Below are 26,417 nucleotides of genomic sequence, written 5' to 3'. Positions count from 1 at the left end.
GCTTCGCTTTGCCCACCCTTGTAATAGCGCAATCAGATATTGTCGGCGTGTTCCGTGAGGAATGGCCTGCCGCGGCTGCAACCCGCGGCAGGCCGCTGGCGATCGGATCGCGCCCACCCTGAGCAGTTTGTGGCTGCCCCGTAGCAGGATCGCGCCAGCACCTTCATCGGACCCGGATGGTTGCCGGAACAATCAGGTTCGCTTCACAAGGCAGGGTCGACGAAGATGGCACAGACTAGCACGACGACAGCGGGAATCGATACGTCCAAGGCGAAGCTCGACATTGTAGTTCATGGTCGAGACGAGGGTTGGGAGGTCGCCAACGACCTTCCCGGTTGGCGGAAGCTGGTGCAACTGCTGACCAAAGCTGGCGTCAAGCGAGTCGGGATCGAAGCGACCGGCGGTTACGAGCGTGGGGTAGTGGAGCATTTGCGTGCGGCCGGCGTCATCGTGCTGGTGCTGCAGCCGATCCAGGTCAAGGCGTTCGGCCGCTCCCGATTGCGTCGCGCCAAGAACGATACGCTGGATGCCGCGCTGATTGCTGCCTGCGCGGCATCGCTCGAAGAGGTGAGGAGTGCGCCGGATCCGCGCTTGGCGGAGCTCGCCGAGCAGCTCACCTTCCTCGAGCAGATCGAGGACGACATCAAGCGCTTCAAGACCCGGCTCGAGCATCTCGATAAGCCTGGGCTACGCCGCATCGTGCTGGATGACATTGCCCGGTTGAAGGCAAGGCGGCTCTCCCAAATCCGTCACATCGCCAAGCAACTACGCGCTCACCACGATCTCGCTGTCCGCCTTGACCTCGTGATGAGCATTCCCGGGATCGGTGAGCGCACGGCACTGGCCCTCCTGGTCCGCATGCCTGAACTCGGCCGTGTCAGCCGGGAGGAAGTCGCAGCCCTTGCCGGGCTGGCTCCCTTCGACAACGATAGCGGGCAGTACACGGGCCAACGCCGTATCGCCGGCGGCCGCGCTCGCCTGCGTCGCTCTCTGTTTGCGGCAGCCCTGCCTGCGGCCTTCCGCTGGAATAAGGCCGTCATGGCCCTCTATGCCCGCCTGACTGCGGCCGGAAAGGCTCACAATGCCGCTCTCATCGCATGCGCGCGCAAGCTGCTCATCTATGCCAACACCGTCGTGCAACGCGGAACGCCGTGGACTGAAAAACTCCTCGGCGTTTAATGGTTGCTACGAGACTTCGTTCGGCCAGTGCAGAAGCATGGTGGGTTACGCCTTGCAGGTGCGCTTCGCGCATCTGCAAGGCTAACCCACCCTACAAACACCGCTGTTGCTGCCGCGCACAACAACAAGTCGGCGCATCGGACCGGCAAATACTTGACAGCTGAAACGCTCCGCGCGCAAATTCTTACACTAAGTAAGAATGACGACAGGGATGGAAATGCCGGAGCAGCCGAGAAGTCGGCGGCAGACGCGCGCTGCCATTTTGACTCATTTGCTCCAGTCGGGCGGCTCGTTTCGGCCGCCGCTGGCGAAGGCGGTGCGCCTGTCCGAGGCGAGCCTGTCGCGCATCCTATTCGACCTGAAGGCCGAGGGCCTGATCGAGGAAGTGCGGCGCCCTGCCCCTTACGTCGGCGGCCCGACGGGTCTCGTGTCGCTCGACGGCGCCGTGGCGCTCGCAGCCGTCGAGCTGTCCGCTCAATGGCTCAGCGTCGGCGTCGGTGGTCTGTCGGGCGAGCTGCACTATACCGAGCGTCTGCCGTTGCCCAAGGCGCCAACCGTCGAGACGGTCGGCCGCGTGTTCCGCGAAGCGATGACATTGCTACGCGACTGGACACGCCGCCGCCACATCACGCTCTCCCAGATCGGCGTCTCCATTCCGGGGCTTGGCCGGTTGACCATATCTGGCAATCCGATCATCCCCTGCGACGTCGGGCGCATCAGCGCCATGATCGGCGAGATGTTTGCCGACGCGCCATTGGAATTCACCAATTCGGTGGTGGCGCACGCCACCTTTCACCGCTGCCGCACGCAAAACTATCCATTCAGCGGCACGCATCTGTTCGTCTTTGTCAGCCATGGCGTTGCCGGCGCCTGGATGGATGACCCGTCTGAAGCCGATGCACTCCAGCCGGTCGAACTGGGCCACATGGTATTTGGACCCGAGGGACCGCGCTGCCGCTGCGGCCATCTCGGCTGCGTCGAGGCCTATACCTCGCTCGCCGCTTTGGCCGAGCTCCTCGGCGTCTCCGATACCGAATTGCTCCAGCTCGGCAGCGAATGGGTGCACGCGATCCCGCTCTCGACGCGCGTTCGGCAGGAGTTGCGGCGGCGGCTGTTCCGGCTTGGCCTTGCGATCGGCAACACGCTGAATGTGAAGCCATGCGGTGGCGTCGCCATCAGCGGCTGGCCATCGCTGCTCTCCGATGACGATCGCAACGCCGTGGTCGAGGGGATCGACGCCTGCCTACTGGGCGGCCGGACATTGGCGCAAGTGTCCATCGCCTTCGTGCCACCCTCGACCGGCAACGATCCGCAGGCTGCCCTGGCCTTCGCCGCCTTCTGCCTGGCCAGCCGCGGCGGCATGCCCGCCGCATCGACGGAGGCCGCCTGACATGCCCTGAACCGTGCGGCCCCAACGCACAAAGCACTCAACACGGGAGGAACTGCCATGCCGATCACAACAACAAGGCGCCGTCTGCTCGCTGGATCTGCTGCCGCACTCGCGCTGCCGGCATTTGCCCGCGCCCAGGGCGCGGTCAAGCCGCGCCTGACCGCGATCTCGCAATGGTCCGCGGGCAGCGACGGGGCGGCCATCACGGCGCTCGGTAAGAAATTCGAGGAGAAGGGAGGGGTCTGGCAGCACTCGCCCGTCCCCGGCTTCACCACCGAGATGATGAACAAGCTGCGCGCTCAGATCATGGCCGGAGATCCTCCGGCCTGCTCGCAACTTAAAGGTCCCGAGATTGCAGCCTGGTCGAAGATCGCCCCGACCGTCGATCTTGACGCCGTCGTCGCTGCCGCCGGCTATGAGAAGGTCGTCGCTCCAGATCTTGCACGATTGCATAAACCGGCAGGCAAGTGGATCGCACTGCCGTTGCAGATCTACAGCACCAACATGCTGTTCCTGTCCAAACGCGCGATGGACAAGGCCAAGGCCGACAAGATCCCCGTCACCTGGGCAGACTTCAATGACCTTGCCGAAAAGATGAAAGCGGGCGGTGTCCCCTATCCCATCGCCAACGGTGGTACCCGCCCGGACGACGGACAAAAATTCGAGGCTTCTCTAGCGGGCATCAGTCCAACCGCATACCGCGCCGCCATCATGAATCTCGACAAGAAAGCTCTGGAGGGTCCCGAGCTCAAGGCCGCGTTCGCACAGGTGCGCAGGATCGCCGACTGGATGGATCCCAACGTCGGCGCCCAACACTTTTCGACCAACCTGAAGCGCTTCGTCGACGGCGACATGGGCATGATGATCATGGGCGGATGGGCGCAGGGCGTGTTGCGCAACGCCGGTTTCAAGTTCGACGACTTCATGATTGCGCCGGGCCCCAGCGACAATGGCAAGCCGGTGTTCCTGTTGAACGCTGATGCATTCATCTTCTGGCAGCGCAAGGAGCCCGACCTCCAGGCCGGTCAGATGCTGATGGCTCAGCTCGTCATGGATCCCGCTATCCAGACGATGTATTCGCAGATTACAGGATCAATACCCGTGCGCACCGATGTCGATCTTTCTGGTGAAGGCTGGTCGGACGGTCAACGGCGGACCGCAGCAGCCCTGAAAGACGCTATTGCCAGCAATCAGGCGGTTCTGAGCCTTGCGCACAATATGGCTCAGGAAAACGGAATGACCGCAGCGATGATCGACGTGATCACGGAATACGTGAAGAACAAGACGATCAAGCCGGAGCAAGCCGTCACCCGCCTTGCCGATGCAGTCGAGAGCGCACGTTGACCCAAATCGTCGCGACAAGATCGGGCCGGCCGGCGCCTTCGGACGTGGTGCGCCGGCTGCCCGAATATCTGATGATCTGGGTGCCGCTGCTGCTGTCCGCCGCGCACCTCGTGTCGTTCTCGCTGTGGACGATCTGGATATCGTTCACGCCATCCACTCTGGTGCCGGTCTCGGGCTGGGTGGGGTTGCGCAACTACACGGCGGTCACGGCATCGCGGAACTGGCAGATCGCCTTTGACAATTTGCTGCTGTTTGGCAGCGCTTTCGTGCTGCTGAGCGCGGTGACCGGCCTCATCCTTGCGATCCTGCTCGATCAGCGCATTCGCGGCGAGAACCTGCTCCGATCCATCTTCCTCTACCCCCTGGCGGTGTCGTTCGTGGTCACCGGCACGGTCTGGAGTTGGCTGCTCAATCCTGGCCTTGGAATCCAGAAGCTGGTCCATGACCTCGGCTGGACCTCCTTCAAGTTCGACTGGCTGATCGACCGCGACATGGCCATCTGGACCATTGTTATCGCTGCCATCTGGCAATCCTCGGGCTTCGCCATGGCGCTCTTCCTTGCCGGCCTTCGGTCGGTCGACGCCGACCTCATCAAAGCTGCGCAGATCGACGGCGCGGGACCGGTCCGAATGTACCGGCGCATCATTCTGCCGACGCTTTGGCCGATCACCATCACCGTCGTCGTGATCCAGTTGCAGTTCGCGATTTCGGCTTTCGACCTCGTCCGCGCGCTCACCAACGGCGGGCCGGGAATCGCGACCCAGCTGCCGGCACTTGTTGTCTACGACCTGATGTTCCAGCGCAGCCTGCTCGGCCGGGGGGCCGCGGCGGCGGTGCTCATGCTGCTTATTCTTCTCGCGGTCCTGCTGCCGTATGCAGCGTGGCGTTATCTTCAGCGGCGGCGGGCGGCCCATGCGTGACCGAACCTTCGCACCAAGCCGGATTTTGATCTATCTCATCGTTTCGCTGATCGCCGCAGCATGGCTCGCGCCATTGGCTGTTGTCGTGCTGAACTCGCTCCGCAGCAACGAGGAGATCGCGCAGGCCTCGATGATCGGCTGGCCGCAGCAATGGGCCTGGAGCAACTACGTCGCTGCCTGGAGCGGCTTCTGCGTCGCCGAGACCTGCGCCGGCATCCGACCGTACATGCTGAACTCCGCGCTCGTCACGATTCCTGCGACGATTTTCTCGACCATGCTCGGTGCGATCGCCGGTTATGCCGTGTCGCTCTGGCGTTTTCGCGGCGACAGCTGGATCTACGGCATCGTGACCCTCGGCCTGTTCCTTCCCCAGCAGATGCGCTTGCTTCCCTGGACCATCGTGCTGCGGGACATCGGTCTCATCAACACGCTGGCGGGCCTCGTGTTGATTCACACCATCCAGGGGCTCTCCTTCACCACGCTGTTCTGCCGAAACTACTATGTCGCCATTCCCCATGAATTGATCAGGGCCGCGCGCATCGATGGCGCCGGGTTCTTTCGTATTTTCTGGCGCATCATTCTGCCGCTCTCGCCTCCCATCCTGATCGTCACCGTGATCTGGCAGTTCACGCATATCTGGAACGAATTCCTCTATGGCGTGACGTTCACGAGCGGCCAACAGCAGCCCGTCACGGCTGCTCTCATCGCGCTATCTGCTGCAGTTGCGGATATCCCGCAGCATGGCGTGCAGAGCGCAGCGGTGATCATCGCAGCGCTGCCCACTTTGTTGATCTATCTCCTCGGCGGCAGGTACTTCGTGCGCGGCCTTACCGCCGGCGCAGTGAAATGATGGATTTGTCATGGCAGCACTAAGCATTCGCGCCCTGTCCAAGCGCTACGCCAATCTGGAGGTGCTGAAGGGCATCGATCTCGACATCGAGAGCGGGGAGTTCACCGTGTTGGTCGGACCGTCCGGCTGCGGCAAGTCCACGCTGCTCAACATCGTTGCCGGGCTCGACCGGCCGAGCGCGGGGACGATCGAGATCGGCGGACGCGTCGTCAACGACATCCCGCCCAAGGACCGCGACATCGCCATGGTGTTCCAGTCCTACGCACTCTATCCCTCGATGACGGTGCGCCAGAACATCACCTTCGGCATGGAATGCCGCCATGTGCCGAAGGCCGAGCAGGAGAAGTCGGTCGCGAATGTGGCCAAGCTGCTCCAGATCGAGCCGCTGCTCGGCCGCAAGCCGTCGCAATTGTCCGGCGGCCAGCGCCAGCGTGTGGCGATGGGGCGCGCGCTGGTGCGCAATCCCCTGCTCTTCCTGTTCGATGAGCCGCTGTCCAATCTCGACGCCAAGCTGCGCGTCGAGATGCGGATGGAGATCAAGCGGCTGCACCAGCGTATCGGCGCCACCATCGTCTATGTCACCCACGACCAGATCGAGGCCATGACGATGGCGACACGGATCGCGGTGATGCATCAGGGCAGCGTGCAGCAATTCGCCGATCCCGATACCGTGTACCGCTACCCGGCCAATCTGTTCGTGGCGCGTTTCATGGGCTCGCCGCCGATGAACACCATGCCGGCGCGGCTCGAGACCGGGAATGACGGGCCGGTGGTCGTGATCGGCGCCGGGCGGCCGGACGAGGTTCGTCTGCGCCTGAGAGGATATGACGCCGCAGCATCCTTCGTCGGTCGCGAGGTGGTGTTCGGGATCAGGCCGGAATGCATTGCCGAAGGCAGCCGCGCGTTCTCCGGCGATGCACCTGTCCTCGTCAACGCGCCGGTGGAAATGGTCGAGCCGACCGGTGCCGAGACGATGGTGTTGCTGCGGCTCGGGGGCGAGCCTGCGATGGCGCGAATCTCGCCCGATATCCGCCCCACGCTCGGCGCGTCCGCCTCTTTCGCGCTCGACACGCGGCGCATTTGCCTGTTCGACCCCGAGACGGAGCGACTGATCGCATGACGAAGACCACCTATTCAGGCCTTGCGGACCGCGTGGTGTTGATCACCGGCGGCGCCAGCGGCATCGGGGCTGCCCTTGTACGGGCGTTCGCGACCCAGGGCGCCCGCATCGCCTTCCTCGACATCGACACGAATGCCGGTGAAACGCTGGTGCGGGAGGTGGCGGCAGCGGGCGGGACCGCCCCGCTGTTCGTGCCCTGCGATCTCCTGGACGTCGACGCCTTGCGCACCGCGATGGCGGAGGTCCACCGTTCGCTCGGCGATGCCGCCGTTCTCGTCAACAACGCCGCCAACGATCAACGCCAGGTTCTCTCCGAGGTGACTCCGGCCGATTTCGACTGGATGATCGGCGTCAACCTCAAGCACGTCTTCTTCGCGGCGCAGGCGGTGGTGCCGCAGATGCAGGCGCGCGGCGGCGGCTCGATCATCAACATGTCGTCGATCGCCTGGATGCGTGGCGCGCCGGCGCTGCCGGTCTATGCTGCCGCGAAAGCGGCGATCGTCGGCTTCACCAACTCGCTGGCTAGGCTGGTCGGTCCCGACCGCATTCGCGTCAACGCGATTGCGCCAGGCATGGTGATCACCGAGCGCCAGCGCCAGCTGTGGTATCCGAACGAGCAGACCATCGCCGAGATGCGCGCGCGTCAGGCCGTTCCCGATGCGGTGACACCCGACGACATCGCCAACATGGCGCTGTTCCTCGCCTCCGACGAGAGCCAGCGCATCACGCGCCAATGCTTTCAGGTCGATGGCGGTCTCGGCTAGTCCTGTAGGGTGGGCGAAGCGCAGCGTGCCCACCGTCTCTCTACGCAATTAAGGAGGAGAAATGGTGGGCACGCTTTCGCTTTGTCCACCCTACGAATCCGTCTTACCGCCTGCCCTTGCGCATCGTCGCGAGCACGATATCGGCCGAGAGCACGCTCGGCGATTTGTTGCCGGTCGACATGATCTGGTCGAGCTGGGCGAATGCCTCGACCTGCTCTCGCCGCAGCGGCGAATCCGTCAGCAATTCGGCGAGCGCCGGTCCCAGCTTCTCCGGCGTGCAGTCCTCCTGCAAGAACTCCGGAATGACGTCCTTGCCGATCACGAGATTGGCAAGGATCACCGAGGAGATGCGGATCGCGCGGCGCAGGATGAAGGCCTCGATGGCGCCGACGCGATAGGCCGTCACCATCGGAATGCCTGACAGCGCGAGCTCCAGCGTCACCGTGCCCGACTTCGCCAGCGCCGCGTGGGCAATGCGGAAGGCGGCGCGCTTGTCGTTCTCGCCGATCACGATTTGCGGCTTGACCGGCCAATTCGCGATGCCCTCGCGGATTGTCGCTTCGAGATGCGGCATGGTCGGCAGCATCAATTCGAACGCGCGCCCCTCCGCCTGCAAGCGGCCGAGCGCCGCGCCGAACACCTCGAGGTGATGCCGGATCTCGCTGCGGCGGCTGCCGGGCAGCATCAGGAGCACCGGCGGCTCACTGTTGCGGCGCTTCTGTTCCTCCGCATTCGGCCGCAGCGAGCCCAATTGCTCGACCAGGGGATGGCCGACATAGCTGCATGGCGGCCCGCCCAGCTTGCGGTATTCCTCCGGCTCGAACGGCAACAGGCCGAGCACATGGTCGACATAACCGAGCATGGTCCGCGCCCGACCCGGCCGCCACGCCCAGAGCTGCGGCGACACGTAATCGACGATCGGAATCGCCGGACTGCGCGAGCGCACGCGGCGGGCGACGCGATGGGTGAAATCGGGGCTGTCGATGATGACGAGCGCGTCGGGCGCGGCCTCGGTCACGGCGTCGACCGTCTTACGGATCAGCCGCAGGATTTTCGGCAATTGCTGAACGACGGCGGCGAAGCCGACGATGGAGAGCTCCTCGATCGGAAACAGGGTCTCGAGCCCCTCGCGCGCCATGGTGCGGCCGCCCACGCCTTCGAACTGCACACCGTCGCCGAGGCGCTGGCGCAGCACTTTCATCAAGGCACTTCCGAGCCGGTCGCCGGATTCCTCCGTGGCGATCAGGAAGATCTTGCGCTTGGGATCGCGGCCCTGCATCACGCCGGCATGCCGATGACGAAGAGGTATTTGGCGTCGGCGAGCGCGATCATCGCCTGCGGCTCTGCGACAATCGTGTTGCCGGCGATGACGGCGATGCCGGCAAGGCCGGCCTTAGCGACGCCCTCGATGGTGCGCGGGCCGATCGTCGGCAGGTCGAAGCGCAGATCCTGGCCGCTCTTCGGCGCCTTCACCAGCACGCCGCGACCCATGGCCGCGCGAATACGGCCCTCCTCGCGCAGCCGCGCGACGCGCGCAAGCAGCGCGTCGGTGCCCTCGATATCCTCGACCGCCACGACATGACCGTCGATCACGACCGCGGCCTGGCCGATGTCGAACGGACCAAGCGCGGTCAGCACCGCCCGGCCGCGCTCGATGTCGGTCTTGCCGGTGTCGCTCGGCCAGGCGCGGCTGATGCAGCCCTCGGGCATCAGCAGGTCGGGCGCGACGTCCTTGATGCCGACCATGCGAAAGCCATCCTGCTCGAGGATGCGGCCGACGCCGGACAACAGATGATCGTCGCCGCCGCGGAAGGCACGAATGACGTTTCCGAGCAGGCGCAGCGTCTTGACGTCGAAGCGGATCTCCGAGAGCGACGGCCGGACCAATGTGCCGATGAAGATCAGGTCGCGGCAGCCTTCTTCGCGAAACAGCCGCATCGCGCGGCCGAGCTGGCCGACCGAGATCCAGCGGTGGCGGAATTTCTCCACCCGCGCCGGATCGCAGGCCCCGCGCAGCGGAAACAGCACCGGCGTGATGCCGCGCGCGGCGAGCGATTCGGCGACCGCGAACGGCATCGCGCCGCCGCCGGCGACCACGCCGACAGGTGAGGATATCTCCGCAGCCGCCGATGTCATGCCCGCGGCCATCCCAAAATCACTTCGCGATGGCGGGAAGACAGAGCGGGCGCTTGCCCTTGCCGATGAAGTCGAGGATTTCGGCGATCGCAGGGTCTTCGCCCGCGAGCGGCCGCGCGGCCTCCAGCCGCTCGGCGAAAGTGCCGTGACCATGGAAGAGTTTTTGGTAGAACCCGCGCACGGTCGCAAGCCGCTGCTTGGTGAACTTGCGCCGCTTCATGCCGATCAGATTGAGGCCTTCCAGCACCGCATATTGGCCGTTGACGAGGCCGAACGGGATGATGTCGTCGCGCACGCCACACACACCGCCGACCATGACCTGCGGGCCGATGCGGGTGAACTGGTGCACTGCGGACAGGCCGCCGATGAAGACAAAGTCGCCGATCTCGCAGTGGCCGCCGAGCGTTGCCGACGTCGCGAAGATCACGTCATTGCCGACATGGCAGTCGTGGCCGACATGGCTGCAGTTCATGAAATACCCGCGGTCGCCAACCATGGTGACGCCGCCGCCTGCGACGGTGCCAGCATTCATGGTCACGGATTCGCGGATGATGCAGCCCGAGCCGATCTTGAGCTGCGTCAGCTCGCCACGATAGCTGAGCGATTGCGGCGGCGTGCCGAGCGAGGCGAACGGGTAAATGGTGCAACCGTCACCGATCGTGGTCTGCGCCGTGACATGCACATGTCCGATCAGCTGGCAGTTCGCTCCGATCACGACGTTCGGGCCGATGATGCAATAGGGGCCGATCTCGGTGCCCGCGCCGATCACGGCGCCGTCCGCGACCCGTGCGGTGGGATCAATCTTGCTCATCAAGCCAATCTTACTCGTCAAGAAGGTCTGGTTATGTATTGAAGTCGCTTGGTTTTCGGCTGGTTAGCGCGACTATGCCCGATCTGTCCAGTGACGTATCATCTCGGCGTGTTTCATGTGCCGGATGAGGTGGCCTTCCCGGCCCATCAACAGGTTCATGTGAAGCTTGAGGTGATCGTGGTCAGGACCCTGGCACTTCTGCTCGCCCAGCTCGCGACGGCTCCGATCGTGTCCGAGACGGTCGAGACCGGCGAACGCCACCTCGTCGATCTCGGGACATTTGAATGCCGGGACATCACCCGCAGCACGGTGCTTCAGCGGGTCTGTTACGATCGCAAGCAGCAGGATCTGATTGTCGCGAACAACGGAGCCTATGACCGCTATTGCGGCGTGACGCCCGATACGGTCGAGCGTCTCCTCGGCGCGCCCTCCATGGGGCAGTTCTTCAACCAAAATATCAAGCCCGAGGCGACCACCGGGAGCTACGCGTGCCGGACACGCGAGCCGGTCCGCAAGGGTTGATTTCGCTCAGTCCGTCAGCATAGCGCCGACGTCGGCTTCCGCAACGATCTGCCCGTTGACCTTGGCATCGCCGTGAAACCACCACATGGCCTTGCGGCGGCCGAGCGAGCGCATGTGATACTCGATAGTATCGCCGGGCAGCACGGGCTTGCGGAACTTGCACTTGTCGATGGTCAGGAAATAGACCGCGCGCGGCTTCTCGGTGCCCTCGACCGACTTGATGCCGATCACGCCCGCGGTCTGCGCCATCGCCTCGATCATCATCACGCCGGGATAGACCGGGCGCTCGGGAAAGTGCCCTTGGAAGGCCGGCTCGTTGAAGGTGACGTTCTTGATGCCGATGCCGCTGTAATCGGCGCGGATGTTGATCACGCGGTCGATCAAGAGCATCGGAAAGCGGTGCGGCAGCGTCTGGAGGATCGCGTTGATATCCACCAGTTCGAACTTAACAGGTGATTCCACCGTCATTCCCGTCCCTCGTCCTTCGCATCGGCCTTGCTGTCGCGCACCAGGCGCTCCACCGCGATGATCTCCTTGAACCACTGTTTGGTCGGCTTGGCGAAATGCCCGCCCCAGCGTCCGCCCGGCGGGATGTCGTCCTTGACGGCACTCATAGCGGTCACCTGAGCTCCGTCGCCGATCTTGAGGTGGTTGTTGATGCCAACCTTCGCTCCCAGCGCCACGTTGTCGCCGATGGTCAGGCTGCCGGCGAGGCCGATCTGGGCCGCCAGCAGGCAGTGCCGCCCGATCGTCACATTGTGGCCGATCTGGACCTGATTGTCGATTTTGGTCCCTTCGCCGATCACGGTGTCGCGCAAGGAGCCGCGGTCGATCGTGGTGTTGGCGCCGACCTCGACGTCATTCTGGATCAGCACCCGCCCGGTCTGCGGCACCTTCAGATGGCCCTCGGGGCCGAAGAAGATGAAGCCGTAGCCGTCCTGGCCGATCGAGCAGCCCGGATGGATCAGCACGTTGTTGCCGATCAGGGCGCACTGGATGGCCGTGCGGGCACCGACATTGCAGTCCCGGCCGATCTTGACGCCGGGGCCGATCACCGCGCCGACGCCGATCACGGTGCCGCTACCGATCTCGACGCCCGGGCCGATCACGGCCAGGGGATCGACGATCACGCCGTCCTCGAGCCGGGCCGTGGGATCGATGATGGCGGACGGCGCGATGCCGTCATTGCCGACCCAGGATTGCGGCCTGAGCGCGTCTCCGTGCCATTCCCGCGCGATCCTGACGAAGGCACGGAACGGCTGCGCCACCCGCAGCACGGCCACATGCGCGGGCACCTCGGCCTCGAAGCGCGGGCTGACGAGGCAGGCCCCGGCCCGGGTCGCCTTGAGCTGATCGGCATATTTCAGGTTGTCGAAGAACGCCAGATGCATCGGGCCGGCTTCGTCGAGTGAAGCAAGGCCCGTGATGATCCGGCCGCCCCTTTCGGGGTCGACGAGCTGCGCCTTGATCAGCGCGGCGATGTCAGCCAACGCTGAGGCAGGCGGTTTTGTGAAGAAGGTCGGCTGCGCCATTCCACCCCGTCGCGGTCCGGCTTCGGCATGAAGCGGTCAGGCCGCATCATGCCTCATCTGCAGGATTGGCACGATCCCTTTCGGAAACCGGCTCCAGTGATCCGGATCGTGCCGTGCTGATCGAATTAGAACGTGGTGCCGCCGCCGAACCGGAACTCCTGCGTGCGGTCGTACTTGCCCTTGGTGAGCGGCACGGCGTAGTCGAAGCGCAGCGGACCGAACGGCGACTGCCAGATCAGGCCGACACCGACCGACGTGCGGACCACCTTGCTGTCGTCGTAAACGAGGCCAGTACAGGTTCCGGTGCTCGTCGGATTGATGGTCGACGGGATACAGCCCGGCACATTGACCTCGTTGGTAGCGGTCCAACTCGTCGGTCCCTTATAGTCGTAGAGACCGCCGGCGTCGGCATAGACTGCGCCCTTCAGACCCACTTCCTTGGGCAGGAACCAGAACGGCATCTGCAATTCGAGCGAAGCGCCCCAATACTTGGTGCCGCCGAGCGCGTCCTGCGTACCGAAAGGATTCAGGTCGCGCGGGCCGATGCCGTTCGGCGCGAAGCCACGGACGAGGTTCGGGCCCATCTGGAAGTGGTCGAGCATCCGCAGATCATCGTTGATCTTGGTCAGAATACCGCCCTGAAGACGGACGATGCCGACGATGTCAGACACCAGCGGAGCGTAGTACTTTCCGTCCGCAACGGTCTTCAGATAGCTGACGTCGCCGCCGACGCCGGCGAAATCCTGCCGGAAGTCGATGAGCAGACCGTCGGTGGGGTTCTTGTTGTTGTCCAGCGTGTTGTAGGTCAGCGTGTAGCCGAGCGCCGAGGTCAGGGTCTTGCCGTTGGCAAGTTCCTTGCGCACCGGCAGCGAGGCTTCACCGTCGCTGTAGCAACCGAGGCCGTTGGTCGAGCTCAGGTCGATGCCGTTCACGGCGGCGAAGGCCGGGCTCGGGTTGAAGGCCGACGTTCCCAGATTGTTGTTACAGTTCGCCAGATAGTACGGCAGCGTGATTTCCTGCTGGTAGATCGAGTAGCGCAGCTGGAGCGCCAGGTCTTCACGCAAGGAGAAGCCGAGGCGCGGCGAGAAGCCGAGCGTCTTGGTGCCGTAGGAGATGTAGCTGTTGGCCAGCTGCTGGCGCTGATAGAGGTCGAGGCCGAGCGCCACGCGATAGTCGAGCAGATAGGGCTCGACGAACGACAGCGAGTAACCGCGCGCATACTGGCCATAGGTCACCGACGCCTTGGCAAACAGGCCGCGGCCGAGCAGATTGCGCTCGGAGATCGAGACTTCGGCCAGCGCGCCGTCGGTCGTGGAGTAGCCGCCGGAGATCGAGAAGTCGCCGGTCGATTTCTCTTCCATGTCGACGATCAGGATCACGCGGTCGCTCGACGAGCCGGGTTCGGTCGTGATCTTCACGCTCTTGAAGTAGTCGAGGTTCTTCAGCCGCCGCTCGGCGCGGTCGACCAGCGCGCGGTTGTAGGCATCGCCTTCCGAGATGTCGAACTCGCGGCGGATCACGTAGTCGCGCGTGCGGGTGTTGCCGCGCAGGTTGATGCGCTCGATATAGGTGCGCGGGCCCTCGTCGACGTTGAACACGACGGAGACGGTATGGGCCTCGAAATTGCGGTCGCCGCCGGGACGAACCACGGCGAAGGCATAACCGCGGCGCGAAGCCTCGATCTGCATCTCCTCGACCGACTTCTCGACCGATTCGACGTTGTAGAGCGAGCCGACGCTGACGCGCGAATACCCGCGCAGCGACGAGGGATCGAAATTCGGAATGCTGGAGCGGAAGTCAACCGCGCCGACGCGGTATTGCGCGCCTTCCTCGATCTTGAAGGTGACGTTGAAGCCCTTCTTCTCCGGATCGTATTCGGTGAGCGCGGCCACGACCTGGACGTCGGCGAAGCCGTGCTTGAGATAGAAGCGACGGATCAGGTCGCGGTCCGCCTCGACGCGATCGGGATCGTAGATGTCACCGCTGGCGAGGAAGCTCAGCAGGTTCGATTCGCGCGTCTTGATGACGTCGCGCAGGCGATAAGACGAGAATGCATTGTTGCCGACGAACTCGATCGACTTGACGCCGGTCTTGGCGCCCTCCTCGATCGTGAAGATCAGGTCGACGCGATTGTTCGGCTGCTCGATGATTTCAGGCGTGACGCGCACGTCATAGCGGCCGGACCGGCGATAGATCTCGGCGATTCGCAATGTGTCGGACTGCACCATGGCGCGGGAGAAGGTGCCCCGTGCCTTGGACTGGACCTCAGCGGTGAGCTGCTCGTCCTTGATCTTCTTGTTGCCCTCGAAGGCGATGCGCCCGATCACCGGGTTTTCCACCACGGAGACGATGATCTGGCCGCCGGGGCCGCGATTGATCCTGACGTCCTGGAACAGGCCAGTCTCGATCAACGCCTTCAGGCCGTCGTCGATGGCGCCTTGATCCAGGCGGCCGCCCGGGCCCGGCTTGAAATAGGAGCGGATCGTCTCCACCTCGACACGGCGATTTCCTTGGACGGAAATCGACTGGACCGTCTGAGCGAGTGCAGACGAAGACACGAAAACAGCCCCAACCGGGGCAACCACCGGCGCGCCGAACATGATCAGGGTTGCGAGCAAGCCCCCCCGGAGTCGCAGTCCAAACTTCATCGCGCAACGCGCCCTTATCATTCCGTACCAGACCCAACCCCAACGCCGATCTGGAAAGATTCCCCAAGTTCAGGCCGCTTGTAGCCAATTTCACCGACGCCGCAAACGGTCGAGCGCGCCGCAATTTCAATTTCATTCCAAGACGTTGCTCAACAGCAACGCCACAAAAAAGCCCCTATCAGGAAGCCGCCATCCGAAGGATGTCGTTGTAGGTCGCAAACACCATCAACATCAGCACCAAACCGAGCCCGATTCGGAACCCCATCTCCTGAGTCCGTTCGGACAGCGGCCGGCCGCGGACCACTTCCGCCGCATAGAACATAAGGTGACCGCCATCGAGCAGCGGGATCGGGAACAGGTTCAACAGGCCGATCGACACCGACAGCACCGCGCACAAATTGATCACGAACTGGAATCCGGCGCTGGCCGCCTGCCCCGACATCTTCGCGATTCCCAGGACGCCGCTGACCTCGTTGGGATTGCCGTTTCCGACGAACAACGAGCCCAGGAACTTGAAGGTGCTGGTGATGATGAACCAGACCTGCTCGACGCCGATCTTGAGCGCTTCGCCGATGCCCACCGGAGCGGTCGAGGCCTCACCAGCCTGCGACTTGTGCTCGACACCGAGCACGCCGACACGATGACGGTTGCCGAAGGGATCCTTGCGCTCGAGCAGTGCGGGGGTCGCAGTCAGCGACACGATGGCACCGTCGCGCTTCACCTGGAACGCAAGCGCTGAACCTGCACTCATCGCAACGATTCGCTGCATGTCGGCAAAGCTCTCGATCGGTTTGCCGTCGATCTGGACGACGACGTCCCCGATCTTGAAGCCCGCCGCGGCCGCAGCGCCGTCGGCGACGACGCCGTCCACGCGCGCGATCGTGCTCGGCTTGCCGTAGTACAGCGCCATGGCGGCGAAGATCAGCGCGCCCAGGATGAAATTGGCGATCGGTCCGGCGGCGACGATGGCGGCGCGCGGGCCGACCTTCTTGTGATGGAAGCTGCCGGCGCGCTCCTCGGCCGTCATGGCCGCGAGCGCCTCGGCCGACGGGGTCGAGGCCTCGCTCTCGTCGCCGAAGAACTTGACGTAGCCGCCAAGCGGAATCGCGGAGATCTTCCAGCGCGTCCCGTGACGGTCGTTGAAACCGACCAGCTCAGGCCCGAAACCGAGTGAAAAGGTCAAAACGCGAACGCCCGCCCAGCGCGCGACCAGGAAATGGCCGAGCTCGTGGAAGAACACGACGATGGTCAGGACGAACAGGAAGGGGATCACGTAACCGAGGAGCCCATGGCTCAACGTATTGAAACTATGGACAAAAAAGTCGATCATCGAATTCCCTCATCCAGCGCCGCAAAGGCCCTGGCCCCGAACCATCTAGGATGCCTTTAAGGCAATTTGAGGCAATAGGGCGGCAGCTCTATTTCGAGCAACATGGTCAACGGAGATTGCATCATCGGCCGAGGTCATCGGAGCCTGGTTCCCGCTGCGGACCCAGTCATCCAGCGTCGCCTCGACCAGGCGCGCGATCGCACCAAACCGGATCTTGCCGGCGATGAAGGCGGCGACGGCGACCTCGTTGGCAGCATTGTAGACCGTGGTCGCTCCCTTCCCGGTCCGGAGCGAATCGAAGGCTAGGCGCAGGCCCGGGAACCGCTCGAAATCCGGCGCCTCGAAGGTCAGTTGGCCGATCTTGGCCAGGTCGAGCTTGGCCGCCGGACCCTTGATACGGTCGGGCCACCCGAGACAATGCGCGATCGGCGTCCGCATGTCGGGCGCGCCGAGCTGGGCCACGACGGAGCAATCGGAAAACTCGACCATGCCGTGGATGATCGACTGCGGATGAACGAGCACGTCGATCTCGTCGGGCGCGAGCGCGAACAGATAGGACGCCTCGATCACCTCGAGCCCCTTGTTCATCATCGAGGCGGAATCGATCGTGATCTTTTGGCCCATGCTCCAGTTGGGGTGCTTCAGGGCCTGCTCGAGCGTGGCCTGCTCGATGTCGGCAGGCTTCCAGGTCCGGAACGGGCCGCCGGAGGCCGTGATGATGACGCGGACGAGCTCGTCGCGATTGCCTGAGCTCAGCGCCTGGAACAGAGCATTGTGCTCGGAATCGGCCGGCAGGATGCAGGCGCCGGCTTTTGCCGCGCGCTGCATGAAGAAATCGCCGGCGCAGACCAGGCATTCCTTGTTGGCGAGCGCGACATGCGCGCCGCGATCAACCGCGGCCAGGGCCGGCTTGAGTCCGGCGGCGCCGCTCACGGCCGCCATCACCCAATCGGCAGGACGCGCACCCGCCTCGATCACCGCGCTTTCGCCGGCGCCGCATTCGGTGCTGGTCCCGGCCAACGCGGCCTTCAGCTCGGCGAGCTTGGAGGTGTCGGCGATCGCGACGTAGCGCGCGGAGAATTCCTTCGCGAGCTTGGCCAGCGCTTCGACATTGCCGTTCGCCGTCAGCGCCTCGACGCGATAGCGTTCGGGCGAGGCGCGCAGCAAATCCATCGTGCTGTCGCCGATCGAGCCGGTGGCACCGAGTACCGTGACGCTGCGGACGGCAGACGCAGCAAGCCTGTTGTTACGCAATGGGACCGCGCTCATATCCTCACCAAACCATAAGACCGCTTCCGGCGCTATGCACACCATGGCGGAGAAAGCCGATAATCCATGCCGCCAGGATGGCGGCAACAAAGCCGTCCAGGCGGTCCATAAGTCCGCCATGGCCGGGAATTAAGTGACTGGAATCCTTGACGCCGAAGCGCCGCTTCACTGCGGATTCGAACAGATCGCCCAGCGCCGATACCACCGACAGGATGGCGCTGACGAGCAGCAATGGCGCCATCTTTCCGAGCCCGCAAGCCGCGAAGCCCACCGCAACCAAGAGGCTTGCGACAAAGCCGCCGAGAGCGCCCGCCCAGGTCTTCTTGGGACTCACGCGTGGCCACAGCTTCGGTCCACCGATGCTGCGGCCGGCGAAATAGCCGCCGATATCGGTCGCCCACACCACGAGCAGCACGAACATCAGGGCAGCGAACCCGTTTAAGAGATCCTGCCGCACCAGGATCGAGGCCAGCAGCGCCGCCGATGCATAGGCGAATCCGATAGCCGCCCAGACGAACTTGCCCCGCGCGATCAGCGTCACGATCGCACCGCCGATGAAGCCGGCGATGACAGCCGTCTTGAGCGCGCCGAAGGCAACGCAAAATCCCATGATGGCGATGACGATAGTCCCCGTCCCAGTCAGCGCGACCGAGCCCGCGCCCACCACCATCAGCCATTCCGCGAACAGTCCGATCGACACCAGGGTGACAAGAAGTGCCCACAGCCAGCCGCCGGCGTAGGCGAGCGCAATGGCGAGCGGCGCCAGCACGAGCGCGGCGAGGATCCGCAGCACGAGATTGCTCGGGGCAGGCGCAGAGCCCGCCGGTGCGGCGTCGGGTTCGCTCACGAGGCGGTTTTCGCGACCAGGCCGCCGAAACGGCGCTCGCGCCTGGCAAATTCGGCGATCGCGCTTTCCAGCGCCGCCTTGTCGAAATCGGGCCAGTGGATCGGCACGAAGACGAGCTCGCTATAGGCGGCCTGCCACATCAGAAAGTTGGACAGGCGCTGCTCGCCGCTGGTGCGGATGATGAGATCGGGATCGGGAATGTCGGGCGCATCGAGATGCGCGCCGAGCGTCTCGGCGTCGATCGTGGCGGGATCCCGCCTGCCCTCTGCGACCTCGCGCGCGAGCTTCTGCGCGGCCTTCGCGATCTCCTGCCGCGAGCCGTAGTTGAAGGCGACGACGAGCGTGAGGCGCGTGTTGTCGCGCGTCAGCTCCTCCGCCTCGTTGAGGAGCGCGCAGATATCGCTCTCAAGTCCTTCGCGCTCGCCGATGATGCGGACCTTGACGCCGTCGCGATGCAGGCTCGCCAGATCGTTGCGGATGAAGCGCCGCAGCAGGCCGAAGAGATCGCCGATCTCGCTCGCCGGGCGCGACCAGTTCTCCGAGGAGAACGAGAAGATGGTGAGATAGCGAATGCCGAGCTCGTGCGAGGCGCGCACCACGCGGCGCAGCGCGTCCACGCCACGGCGATGCCCTTCCGCACGCGGCAAGCCGCGCGCAGCCGCCCAACGCCCGTTGCCATCCATGATGATGGCGACATGCGCAGGCGCGTCGGACCGGTCGGGTCCTTCCGTTGCGGGCGCGGCGGCGTTGGACATGAAGGCGATGCCTTAAACGGTGAGGATTTCTTTTTCCTTGGCGGCCAGCAGCTGGTCGATCTCGGTGATCGTGCCGTCGGTCGCCTTCTGCACCTCGTCGGCGTGACGCTTCTGGTCGTCCTCCGACATCTCGTGATTCTTCTCGAGCTTCTTGAGCACGTCGAGACCGTCGCGACGGACATGGCGCGCAGCGACCTTGGCGGCCTCCGCGTATTTGTGCGCGACCTTCACCAGCTCCTTGCGGCGCTCCTCGTTGAGCTCGGGAATACGCAGGCGCAGCACCTGGCCTTCGGTCGCGGGCGACAGGCCGAGGTTGGAATCGACGATCGCCTTCTCCACCGCCTTGACCATCGACTTGTCCCAGACCTGCACCGAGATCAGGCGCGGCTCCGGCACGCTGACGGTGGCGAGCTGATTGAGTGGCATGTGAGTGCCATAAGCGTCGACCTGCACCGGATCGAGCATCGAGGCGGAGGCGCGCCCCGTCCGCAGGCCGCCAAGCTCGTGCTTGAGGGACTGGACGGCGCCCTGCATGCGGCGCTTCACTTCGTTGAGGTCGAAACTACCCGTGGCCATCACGTTTCTCCTTCAAAATCCCGGCGACCGCTCCGCGCCCTTCTCTCGGGGCGCGACAACGAGCCGTCAGCCGGCGACAATGGTTCCGTGGCCGGCACCACGCAGAATCGCACCGATCGAACCCGACTGCGCGATCGAGAATACAATGATAGGCAGCGACGTCTCGCGGGCAAGCGCGAAGGCGGTGGCATCCATCACCTTGTAGTCGCCCTCGATGGCCTGCGAATGCGTCAGCCGGTCGAACCGCGTGGCGGTCGGATCCTTCTTCGGGTCGGCCGAGTAGACGCCGTCGACATTGGTCGCCTTCAGAACCGCCTGGGCGCCGATCTCGGCGGCGCGCAACACCGCGGTCGTGTCGGTGGTGAAGAACGGATTGCCGGTTCCGCCGCCGAGCAGCACGATCCGGCCCTCGGCGAGGTATTTGTGCGCCGCGGCGCGGGTGAACAGCTCGGAAATCTCCGGCATGACGAAGGCCGACAGCGTGCGGGCCGGCGAGCCCTTGCGCTCGATCGCCGCTTCCAGCGCGAGGCAGTTCATCATGGTGGCGAGCATGCCCATGGTGTCGCCGGTCGGGCGCGATACGCCGCGGGATGACACCTCGACACCACGCACGATATTGCCGCCGCCGATCACGACCGCGACCTCGGTGCCGAGCTTGCGGGCGGCAATCAGATCATCCGCAACCCGGTCCACGGTCGGCTGGTCGATACCAAAGCCCTGCTGTCCCGCGAGGTATTCGCCGGACAGCTTGATCACGACGCGACGATAGACCGGATCAGTCATGAGCACTTTCCTTGTCCGGGCGCCGCTTCCGGCGGCACGCCGGAAGGAGGTGTTCCGGCGCTTACTTCTTGCCGCTGGCCGCCGCGACCTCGGCTGCGAAGTCGCTTTCCTGCTTCTCGATTCCCTCACCGAGAGCATAGCGCACAAAGCCCGCGATCTTCACAGGCCCGCCGACCTTGCCCTCGGCCTCCTTCACCGCCTGCGCCACCGACTTGCCGGTGTCGTGGATGAAGGCCTGCTCGAGCAGGCAGACTTCCTTGTAATAGGTCTTGAGGCCGGACTCGACGATCTTCTCGATCACGTTCTCGGGCTTGCCCTGCTGGCGGTATTTGTCGGCGAGCACGTCCTTCTCGCGCTTGACGACCGCCGGATCCAGGCCGGACGGATCGAGCGCCAGCGGGTTGGTGGCGGCGACATGCATCGCGATCTGGCGACCGAGCGTTGCGAGCTCGTCGGCCTTGCCCGGCGATTCCAGCGCCACGATCACGCCCATCTTGCCGGCGCCGTCGACGACGGCCCCGTGGACATAGTGCGACACCACGCCCTGGCTGACTTCGAGCTGGGCAGCGCGGCGCAGCGTCATGTTCTCGCCGATGGTGGCGATCGCGTCATTGATCGCGGTCTCGATCGTGACGTCGCCGACCTTGGCGGCCTTGATCTTCTCGACATCGGCGCCGACGTCGAACGCGACCTGGGCGATCATCTTGACCAGCCCCTGGAACTGGCCGTTGCGCGCCACGAAATCGGTCTCGGAGTTGACCTCGACCACGACGCCCTTGGTGCCCTTGGTGAGCGCGCCAATCAGGCCCTCGGCCGCGACGCGGCCCGACTTCTTGGCGGCCTTCGACAGGCCCTTCTTGCGCAGCCAGTCCTGCGCGGCTTCCATGTTGCCGTCGTTTTCGGTCAGGGCGGCCTTGCAGTCCATCATGCCTGCGCCGGTCGACTCGCGCAGGTCCTTGACCATCGCAGCTGTGATCGTTGCCATCGTTGAAAATCCTTTGTGCCTGCCGGTTTGCCGCGGCGCGGCATCGAAGCACCCCGCCGCGGTCCATCTCAGGAATTCGCGTCAACTGAAATGGTGGCCGGATCCTATCCGGCCAACCCATCGCTCTTTTTGACTATTCCGCTTCCGCGGTCAGCGCCTTGGCCTTGGCCACCCAGGCATCCGCACGGCTCGGCAGACCGACTTCTTCGCCGATCGTGTGCGCGGTGTCGTGGTCGAGCTCGGCGAGCTGCCAGTAGTGGAAGATGCCGAGATCGTTGAACTTCTTCTCGATCGCACCCGACACGCCCGGCAGCTTCTTGAGGTCGTCCGCGGTGCCGCGGGGACCTGCAAGACCCTGGAAACCGCTCGACGAGGGCGCCGGCAGCTCTTCAGCGAGCGGCTGGGCCGAGGCGCCGATGTCGATGCCCGAATCGCCTTGGGCGCGCGAAATGCCATCGATCGCCGCACGCGCAATGAGATCGCAGTACAGCGAAATGGCGCGACCGGCGTCGTCATTGCCCGGCACCACATAGGTGATGCCCTTGGGGTCCGAATTGGTGTCGACGATCGCCGCGACCGGGATGTTGAGTCGCTGGGCTTCCTGGATCGCGATGTCTTCCTTGTTGGTGTCGATCACGAAGATCAGGTCGGGCAGACCGCCCATGTCCTTGATGCCGCCGAGCGAGCGGTCGAGCTTGTCGCGCTCGCGCTGCAGCGTCAGGCGCTCCTTCTTCGTGTAGGAATTGGCTTCGCCGCCCGAGAGCACGTCATCGAGGTGGCGCAGGCGCTTGATCGAGGCCGAGATCGTCTTCCAGTTGGTCAGCGTGCCGCCGAGCCAGCGCGAATTGACGAAATACTGCGCGCAGCGCTTGGCCGCGTCGGCAACGCCGTCCTGCGCCTGGCGCTTGGTGCCGACGAACAGGATGCGGCCGCCCTTGGCAACCGTGTCGCTGACGGCCTGGAGGGCCTGGTGCAGCATCGGCACGGTCTGGGCGAGGTCGACGATGTGGATGTTGTTGCGGGTGCCGAAAATGAACGGTGCCATTTTCGGATTCCAGCGGTGAGACTGGTGACCAAAGTGCACGCCAGCTTCGAGCAGCTGACGCATGGTGAAATCAGGTAGCGCCATCGTTCTAATTCTCCGGTTGGTTCCTCCGGAAACGTGTGAGCAAAACGGAGCGTTCTCGCCCCGGTTGCCACCGGACGGCCTTGTGAGCCATGTTTCCGTGTGAGATGGCGCGCTATATAGCGCCATTTCGGCCAGAAGCAAGGAAATAAGGGCCTTTCGGGGGGCGGTTTTCGCCCGCGAGAGGCCCCTTTTTTTAGAGAGATCGGGCCGTGCCTTAGCACTTCGGCTGGTTCGGCGGGCACTTCTTTGCCGCCGGCGGCGGAGCCGCGGGGTGTGGCGGAGGCGCTGCCGGGCGCGGCGGCGGCGGAGGCGCGACGGCCATCCGGGGCGGCGGCGGTGGCGGTGCCGCCGGCCGAGCCACCGGCGGCGGCGGCGCGGGCCGTGCCATCGGCGGCGGCGCTGGCCTTGTGACCGGCGGCGGCGGCGCCGGCCGCGCAGCCGCCACGGGCGGAGCCACCCGTGCCGGTGGAGGCGATGCGACATGCGGCGGAGGCGGCGGTGCCGGGCGCGCGACGGCGGCCGGCGGCGGAGGCGTCGGTCGTGCCACGGCTTGCGGCCGCGGTGGCGGTGCGGACGGCCGGGCAGCCTGCGCCGGCGCAGCCGACGGATGATTCGGCGGCTTGATCGGCTCGCGCGCGGCCGAGGGTGGCGGCGTGACCGGTCTGCCGGCGGTGGTCGGAGGCGTGCCGTGCCCACCCGCCGCTGGCGGCGGCAAGCTGGCCGGCTCGCGGGTCGCGGATTTGGCGTGATCCGCAGGGCCGGCCCCGGGTGGGGTCTGCGCCACCGGCGGCTTCGGCGGTTGGCCGGGTCCGGCGGCCGGGCTCGTCGCGGTGGGCGCAGCCGTCCCTGGCGCGGCAGCCGTTGGGGCGCCGGAATGAGCCGGCGGTGCTGTGCCGGGGACAGCAGTCGTCGGCGCCCCCGGATGGGTCGGCGACGGCGCACCGGGTGCAGTCGCCGTCGGCGGCACGGGCCTTCCGCCCGGCAGAGGCCCTGCCCCCGCGGGCGGCGCCGGCGGGCCGCCGTGAGCGCCGGGGACCGGCAGCGTGTTGGCCTGCGGCAGCCTGGTCGGTGGCGCAGCGGTTGGCGCAACAGTCGGAGCGACATTCGCCGGCGTCGCGGCAGGCGCTCCAGGTCTAGCCGTAGGTCTAGCCGTCGGCTGGATGGTCGCACTCGGCGGCATCGGCGCCTTGCCCTGCTGGATCAGGGCAGCGCGCTGGACGACGGCCTGTGGCACCGCTGGACCTGCCGGATTGGCGCGTCCGGCAACGGCTGGCGCCAGATTGCCCAGCGCGGGCGCCGCGCCCGTCGGCGCGGCCGGCGGACGGTTGATCACGGTATTGATGACCGTGGTGTTGTGGATGTTCTGGTAGATGATGTTGTTCGGCGGCGGCGCGACATAGACCGGCGGCTGGACGAACGCCGGGATCGGCACGAACACCGGCTGGGGCAGCACGAACAGGCCGACCACGGGCAGCGGCGGCGGCAGCACGACGAAATCCGGCGGCGGCGGCGGCAGATAGTAGACCGGGGGCGGCGGTGGCGGCGCGAAGCCAAAATCGGGGTCGCTGAAATACAGCACGGGGCGATCGACATAGACCACCTCCTCCGGCGGCGGTGGCGGCACGTCGTAATCGATCATCGCAAAGCTCGGCGGCGGCTCGGCCGGCGCGGTGAGGATCGCAAGGCGCCGGCGCGCATCCGCCGCATGCGGTCCGCGCGGATAGCGGCGCAGATACGACCAGTACGCTTCGGGCGTGTCGGTTCGGTAGGTCCGCCGCCAGGTGATGGCTTCGCGGCGCGCCGCGACGATCGCCATCACGCGCTTTGCGAGCGGATCGTTCGGATAGGCCGCGAGAAATTCCTCATAGGCCGGCAGCGTGTCGCGCTCGAGCGCCGCGGCATAGGCATCCTGCACGCCGAGATCGCGGATCGGCTTGCTGCGGATCGCGGCAACCTGGTCGGGCGCGGCCTCCGGCGGTGGCGCGTCCGGCCCACGCTCGAAGAACGAAAATGGGGCGGTAATCTTTTGCTCGTTCCAGGGCACCTGCGCGCCCTTGCTGGCCTCGTTGACGCGCAGGCGGACGCGATCGAACACCTCGGGCAGCGGCAGGCCGCCGGTGCGGATCATCTCGGCCAGCGACTGCGCATAGATGCCGTAGGGGCCCGGCTCCTCCGGCGCCACCGTGCCGGGCGCCGCATTGAAGGCGATCAGCATGTTCGGCTCGGGCTCAACCAGCGCGAGGCCACTCGCGATCGGCTGGCCACCTTCGATGAAGGGCTGCGCGCGGGCCGCATCGAGCACGACGATGTTGGCCTTGAGCGGAATGGCGGCGAGCTGGCGGACATAGTCGCTGACGCGCAAGGCCTCGGTCGGAATGTCGGTGTCGCGGGTGATGTTGGAATCGACCGGGATGAAATAATTCTCGCCGGCAAGCTGCACGCCATAGCCGGCGAGATAAATCATCGCGACGGTGCCGGGGCCTGAGGCCTGCGCCTTCTGGATGAAATCGCGAAAACTCTTGCGCAGCGTGTCGCCGTCGAGATCGCGCGCACCGACGACGTCGAAGCCCGCCGCTTGCAGCGTTTGCGCGATCAGGCCGGCATCGTTCGCGGTGGTCGCCAGCGGCGATTTGGCATAGGCGCCGTTGCCGACCACGAGCGCGATGCGCTTCTCCTGCTGCTGGGCGCGCACGGGTCCCGGCGCGCCGGCGGCAAGGGCCACGATCGGCAGGAGAAGGCAAATGAAGACTTTGAGCGTCCCACGCATGGCTTGCTTGCCCGCTATTGTTGTTGAGGTGCCACCACGCATGAAGCGCGCAGCCGGCTGAACGGCGGTTGAACGAAAAGCTCGGATTGAGGCGATGGCATGGCCACGCCGCTGCTGCCGTCAGCTCCAGATCACCCTCAAGTCAGCCTCAAGTCAGCTCGAAACGGCGCAAGGCTCCTTCAAGTCGCTACCCTGTGCGATCGGATCGTCGTGCAGCGCACCTCACTCCACAGCTTGCAGCTCGGCGAGCTTCGTCCGCGCGGTCGCCTCGTCCAGCGCAACGAGTTCGGCCGGCCCGGGATTGGCGTCTCCCGCCGTCGCCACGGAAACGACGGCAAGCCCGGCCAAGCCGCCGACGATCGCACCGCCGGTCGCGGCATCGTGCCTGGGGCTGCTCTTGATGAGGTAAAAGTGCGTCCGGCCGGCCTCCATCACGATCTCGCGCTTGGTGTCGCCCGGAAACATCAGCTCCGTCACCAGCAATTCGTGGCGACCCGCCGGCCGATCGGCATAGGCGTATTTCCCAGCCACGACTTTGCCGAGCGGCGCACCGTCGAGCCTCACCTCACAGGCGCAGATCGCCATGCTGAGGCCATTCCTCTTGTCCTGGAGCAGGACGACGCGCGAGTGCCCGGCGCGCGGAGGCCCGACCTTTTTCGACACAGAGGCAAAGTCGGTTCCGACCTGATCGCTGACACAGCTCACCAGCATCGCACCGACGGCCAACAACAACGCGCCCCGTCGCAGCATCGCACACCCC

The 26,417-nt window shown here is 65.2% G+C and carries 24 protein-coding genes; 8 read left to right on the top strand and 16 right to left on the bottom strand.

From position 1 onward, the window contains the following. Positions 1-225 precede the first annotated feature (225 nt). The 7 genes from XH85_RS22360 to XH85_RS22330 all read left to right on the top strand — a co-directional run bounded on the left by XH85_RS22360 (position 226) and on the right by XH85_RS22330 (position 7,567). The gene (locus XH85_RS22360; RefSeq protein WP_128933498.1) at positions 226-1,179 is read left to right on the top strand and encodes an IS110 family RNA-guided transposase; all 954 of its coding nucleotides are present in this window, start codon (positions 226-228) and stop codon (positions 1,177-1,179) included. 211 nt (positions 1,180-1,390) lie between these two features. Beyond that, complete coding sequence (locus XH85_RS22355) at positions 1,391-2,569, top strand: ROK family transcriptional regulator (RefSeq protein ID WP_208758150.1); 1,179 nt, start codon at positions 1,391-1,393, stop codon at positions 2,567-2,569. A 57-nt stretch (positions 2,570-2,626) separates the two neighbouring features. After that, positions 2,627-3,913: an ABC transporter substrate-binding protein gene (locus XH85_RS22350; RefSeq protein WP_128933496.1), complete on the top strand. Its 1,287-nt coding sequence runs from the start codon at positions 2,627-2,629 to the stop codon at positions 3,911-3,913. A 71-nt stretch (positions 3,914-3,984) separates the two neighbouring features. Continuing rightward, entirely contained in the window at positions 3,985-4,833 is an 849-nt protein-coding gene (locus XH85_RS22345; RefSeq protein WP_420837914.1) for a carbohydrate ABC transporter permease, read from the top strand. Beyond that, positions 4,826-5,683, top strand: a complete 858-nt coding sequence (locus XH85_RS22340; protein WP_164940816.1) for a carbohydrate ABC transporter permease — start codon at positions 4,826-4,828, stop codon at positions 5,681-5,683. The genes XH85_RS22345 and XH85_RS22340 overlap by 8 nt, the downstream gene beginning before the upstream one ends. A gap of 10 nt (positions 5,684-5,693) precedes the next feature. Beyond that, on the top strand, positions 5,694-6,803 hold the full coding sequence (locus XH85_RS22335) for an ABC transporter ATP-binding protein (protein ID WP_128933494.1): 1,110 nt from the start codon (positions 5,694-5,696) through the stop codon (positions 6,801-6,803). Beyond that, positions 6,800-7,567, top strand: coding sequence for an SDR family NAD(P)-dependent oxidoreductase (locus XH85_RS22330; protein WP_128933493.1), 768 nt, complete (start codon positions 6,800-6,802; stop codon positions 7,565-7,567). The genes XH85_RS22335 and XH85_RS22330 overlap by 4 nt, the downstream gene beginning before the upstream one ends. Positions 7,568-7,670: 103 nt before the next feature. On the opposite strand, the gene lpxB is transcribed toward XH85_RS22330, so the two are convergent. The 3 genes from lpxB to lpxA are packed head-to-tail and all read right to left on the bottom strand — an operon-like array spanning position 7,671 to position 10,514. Then, a complete protein-coding gene (lpxB, locus tag XH85_RS22325) occupies positions 7,671-8,849 on the bottom strand; it encodes a lipid-A-disaccharide synthase (RefSeq protein ID WP_128933492.1) in 1,179 nt (392 codons plus the stop codon). After that, a complete protein-coding gene (locus XH85_RS22320; RefSeq protein ID WP_164940815.1) occupies positions 8,846-9,703 on the bottom strand; it encodes an LpxI family protein in 858 nt (285 codons plus the stop codon). The genes lpxB and XH85_RS22320 overlap by 4 nt, the downstream gene beginning before the upstream one ends. 19 nt (positions 9,704-9,722) lie before the next feature. After that, entirely contained in the window at positions 9,723-10,514 is a 792-nt protein-coding gene (gene lpxA / locus XH85_RS22315; RefSeq protein WP_128933490.1) for an acyl-ACP--UDP-N-acetylglucosamine O-acyltransferase, read from the bottom strand. 177 nt (positions 10,515-10,691) lie between these two features. Between lpxA and XH85_RS22310 the strand changes: the two genes are divergently transcribed. Continuing rightward, positions 10,692-11,036 (top strand): KTSC domain-containing protein, encoded by a 345-nt coding sequence (locus tag XH85_RS22310; RefSeq protein ID WP_128937380.1) that lies wholly within the window; start codon positions 10,692-10,694, stop codon positions 11,034-11,036. Between the two features lie 6 nt (positions 11,037-11,042). On the opposite strand, the gene fabZ is transcribed toward XH85_RS22310, so the two are convergent. The 13 genes from fabZ to XH85_RS22245 all read right to left on the bottom strand — a co-directional run bounded on the left by fabZ (position 11,043) and on the right by XH85_RS22245 (position 26,407). Next, a complete protein-coding gene (gene fabZ, locus XH85_RS22305; RefSeq protein ID WP_091885814.1) occupies positions 11,043-11,504 on the bottom strand; it encodes a 3-hydroxyacyl-ACP dehydratase FabZ in 462 nt (153 codons plus the stop codon). After that, positions 11,501-12,568, bottom strand: a complete 1,068-nt coding sequence (gene lpxD, locus XH85_RS22300; protein ID WP_128933489.1) for a UDP-3-O-(3-hydroxymyristoyl)glucosamine N-acyltransferase — start codon at positions 12,566-12,568, stop codon at positions 11,501-11,503. The genes fabZ and lpxD overlap by 4 nt, the downstream gene beginning before the upstream one ends. Positions 12,569-12,693: 125 nt before the next feature. Further along, positions 12,694-15,216 carry an outer membrane protein assembly factor BamA gene (bamA, locus tag XH85_RS22295; RefSeq protein ID WP_128933488.1) on the bottom strand — a complete coding sequence of 841 codons (2,523 nt, stop codon included), beginning with the start codon at positions 15,214-15,216 and terminating at the stop codon, positions 12,694-12,696. A gap of 178 nt (positions 15,217-15,394) precedes the next feature. Further along, positions 15,395-16,546 carry an RIP metalloprotease RseP gene (gene rseP / locus XH85_RS22290; RefSeq protein WP_128933487.1) on the bottom strand — a complete coding sequence of 384 codons (1,152 nt, stop codon included), beginning with the start codon at positions 16,544-16,546 and terminating at the stop codon, positions 15,395-15,397. 45 nt (positions 16,547-16,591) lie between these two features. Continuing rightward, complete coding sequence (gene dxr / locus XH85_RS22285) at positions 16,592-17,815, bottom strand: 1-deoxy-D-xylulose-5-phosphate reductoisomerase (RefSeq protein ID WP_128933486.1); 1,224 nt, start codon at positions 17,813-17,815, stop codon at positions 16,592-16,594. Between the two features lie 4 nt (positions 17,816-17,819). Then, positions 17,820-18,662, bottom strand: a complete 843-nt coding sequence (locus XH85_RS22280; RefSeq protein WP_128933485.1) for a phosphatidate cytidylyltransferase — start codon at positions 18,660-18,662, stop codon at positions 17,820-17,822. Further along, positions 18,659-19,417, bottom strand: coding sequence for an isoprenyl transferase (locus tag XH85_RS22275; protein ID WP_091885831.1), 759 nt, complete (start codon positions 19,415-19,417; stop codon positions 18,659-18,661). Before XH85_RS22275 ends, XH85_RS22280 begins: the two co-directional genes overlap by 4 nt. A gap of 12 nt (positions 19,418-19,429) precedes the next feature. Continuing rightward, a complete protein-coding gene (gene frr / locus XH85_RS22270; RefSeq protein WP_091885834.1) occupies positions 19,430-19,993 on the bottom strand; it encodes a ribosome recycling factor in 564 nt (187 codons plus the stop codon). A 66-nt stretch (positions 19,994-20,059) separates the two neighbouring features. Further along, positions 20,060-20,776, bottom strand: a complete 717-nt coding sequence (gene pyrH / locus XH85_RS22265) for a UMP kinase (RefSeq protein WP_128933484.1) — start codon at positions 20,774-20,776, stop codon at positions 20,060-20,062. A 61-nt stretch (positions 20,777-20,837) separates the two neighbouring features. Beyond that, the gene (gene tsf, locus XH85_RS22260) at positions 20,838-21,761 is read right to left on the bottom strand and encodes a translation elongation factor Ts (RefSeq protein ID WP_128933483.1); all 924 of its coding nucleotides are present in this window, start codon (positions 21,759-21,761) and stop codon (positions 20,838-20,840) included. A 133-nt stretch (positions 21,762-21,894) separates the two neighbouring features. Beyond that, complete coding sequence (locus XH85_RS22255; RefSeq protein WP_128933482.1) at positions 21,895-22,890, bottom strand: 30S ribosomal protein S2; 996 nt, start codon at positions 22,888-22,890, stop codon at positions 21,895-21,897. 214 nt (positions 22,891-23,104) lie between these two features. Further along, complete coding sequence (locus XH85_RS22250) at positions 23,105-25,657, bottom strand: caspase family protein (protein ID WP_128933481.1); 2,553 nt, start codon at positions 25,655-25,657, stop codon at positions 23,105-23,107. Positions 25,658-25,879: 222 nt separating this feature from the next. Then, on the bottom strand, positions 25,880-26,407 hold the full coding sequence (locus tag XH85_RS22245) for a DUF2846 domain-containing protein (protein ID WP_164940814.1): 528 nt from the start codon (positions 26,405-26,407) through the stop codon (positions 25,880-25,882). Positions 26,408-26,417: the final 10 nt, after the last annotated feature.

The organism is Bradyrhizobium zhanjiangense (assembly GCF_004114935.1).
Classification (GTDB): Bacteria; Pseudomonadota; Alphaproteobacteria; order Rhizobiales; family Xanthobacteraceae; genus Bradyrhizobium; species Bradyrhizobium zhanjiangense.
Note: the sequence above shows the minus strand (reverse complement) of the source record. Positions and strands in the feature narration are given on the sequence as shown.

What these genes read in the sequence shown, in the direction of transcription:
- XH85_RS22360 (WP_128933498.1), top strand. Translation starts at nt 226, where the DNA reads ATGGCACAGACTAGCACGACGACAGCGGGAATCGATACGTCCAAGGCG.
- XH85_RS22355 (WP_208758150.1), top strand. Translation starts at nt 1,391, where the DNA reads ATGGAAATGCCGGAGCAGCCGAGAAGTCGGCGGCAGACGCGCGCTGCC.
- XH85_RS22350 (WP_128933496.1), top strand. Translation starts at nt 2,627, where the DNA reads ATGCCGATCACAACAACAAGGCGCCGTCTGCTCGCTGGATCTGCTGCC.
- XH85_RS22345 (WP_420837914.1), top strand. Translation starts at nt 3,985, where the DNA reads ATGATCTGGGTGCCGCTGCTGCTGTCCGCCGCGCACCTCGTGTCGTTC.
- XH85_RS22340 (WP_164940816.1), top strand. Translation starts at nt 4,826, where the DNA reads ATGCGTGACCGAACCTTCGCACCAAGCCGGATTTTGATCTATCTCATC.
- XH85_RS22335 (WP_128933494.1), top strand. Translation starts at nt 5,694, where the DNA reads ATGGCAGCACTAAGCATTCGCGCCCTGTCCAAGCGCTACGCCAATCTG.
- XH85_RS22330 (WP_128933493.1), top strand. Translation starts at nt 6,800, where the DNA reads ATGACGAAGACCACCTATTCAGGCCTTGCGGACCGCGTGGTGTTGATC.
- XH85_RS22320 (WP_164940815.1), bottom strand. Translation starts at nt 9,703, where the DNA reads ATGACATCGGCGGCTGCGGAGATATCCTCACCTGTCGGCGTGGTCGCC.
- lpxA (WP_128933490.1), bottom strand. Translation starts at nt 10,514, where the DNA reads ATGAGCAAGATTGATCCCACCGCACGGGTCGCGGACGGCGCCGTGATC.
- fabZ (WP_091885814.1), bottom strand. Translation starts at nt 11,504, where the DNA reads ATGACGGTGGAATCACCTGTTAAGTTCGAACTGGTGGATATCAACGCG.
- lpxD (WP_128933489.1), bottom strand. Translation starts at nt 12,568, where the DNA reads ATGGCGCAGCCGACCTTCTTCACAAAACCGCCTGCCTCAGCGTTGGCT.
- bamA (WP_128933488.1), bottom strand. Translation starts at nt 15,216, where the DNA reads ATGAAGTTTGGACTGCGACTCCGGGGGGGCTTGCTCGCAACCCTGATC.
- rseP (WP_128933487.1), bottom strand. Translation starts at nt 16,546, where the DNA reads ATGATCGACTTTTTTGTCCATAGTTTCAATACGTTGAGCCATGGGCTC.
- dxr (WP_128933486.1), bottom strand. Translation starts at nt 17,815, where the DNA reads ATGAGCGCGGTCCCATTGCGTAACAACAGGCTTGCTGCGTCTGCCGTC.
- XH85_RS22275 (WP_091885831.1), bottom strand. Translation starts at nt 19,417, where the DNA reads ATGTCCAACGCCGCCGCGCCCGCAACGGAAGGACCCGACCGGTCCGAC.
- frr (WP_091885834.1), bottom strand. Translation starts at nt 19,993, where the DNA reads ATGGCCACGGGTAGTTTCGACCTCAACGAAGTGAAGCGCCGCATGCAG.
- pyrH (WP_128933484.1), bottom strand. Translation starts at nt 20,776, where the DNA reads ATGACTGATCCGGTCTATCGTCGCGTCGTGATCAAGCTGTCCGGCGAA.
- tsf (WP_128933483.1), bottom strand. Translation starts at nt 21,761, where the DNA reads ATGGCAACGATCACAGCTGCGATGGTCAAGGACCTGCGCGAGTCGACC.
- XH85_RS22255 (WP_128933482.1), bottom strand. Translation starts at nt 22,890, where the DNA reads ATGGCGCTACCTGATTTCACCATGCGTCAGCTGCTCGAAGCTGGCGTG.
- XH85_RS22250 (WP_128933481.1), bottom strand. Translation starts at nt 25,657, where the DNA reads ATGCGTGGGACGCTCAAAGTCTTCATTTGCCTTCTCCTGCCGATCGTG.
- XH85_RS22245 (WP_164940814.1), bottom strand. Translation starts at nt 26,407, where the DNA reads ATGCTGCGACGGGGCGCGTTGTTGTTGGCCGTCGGTGCGATGCTGGTG.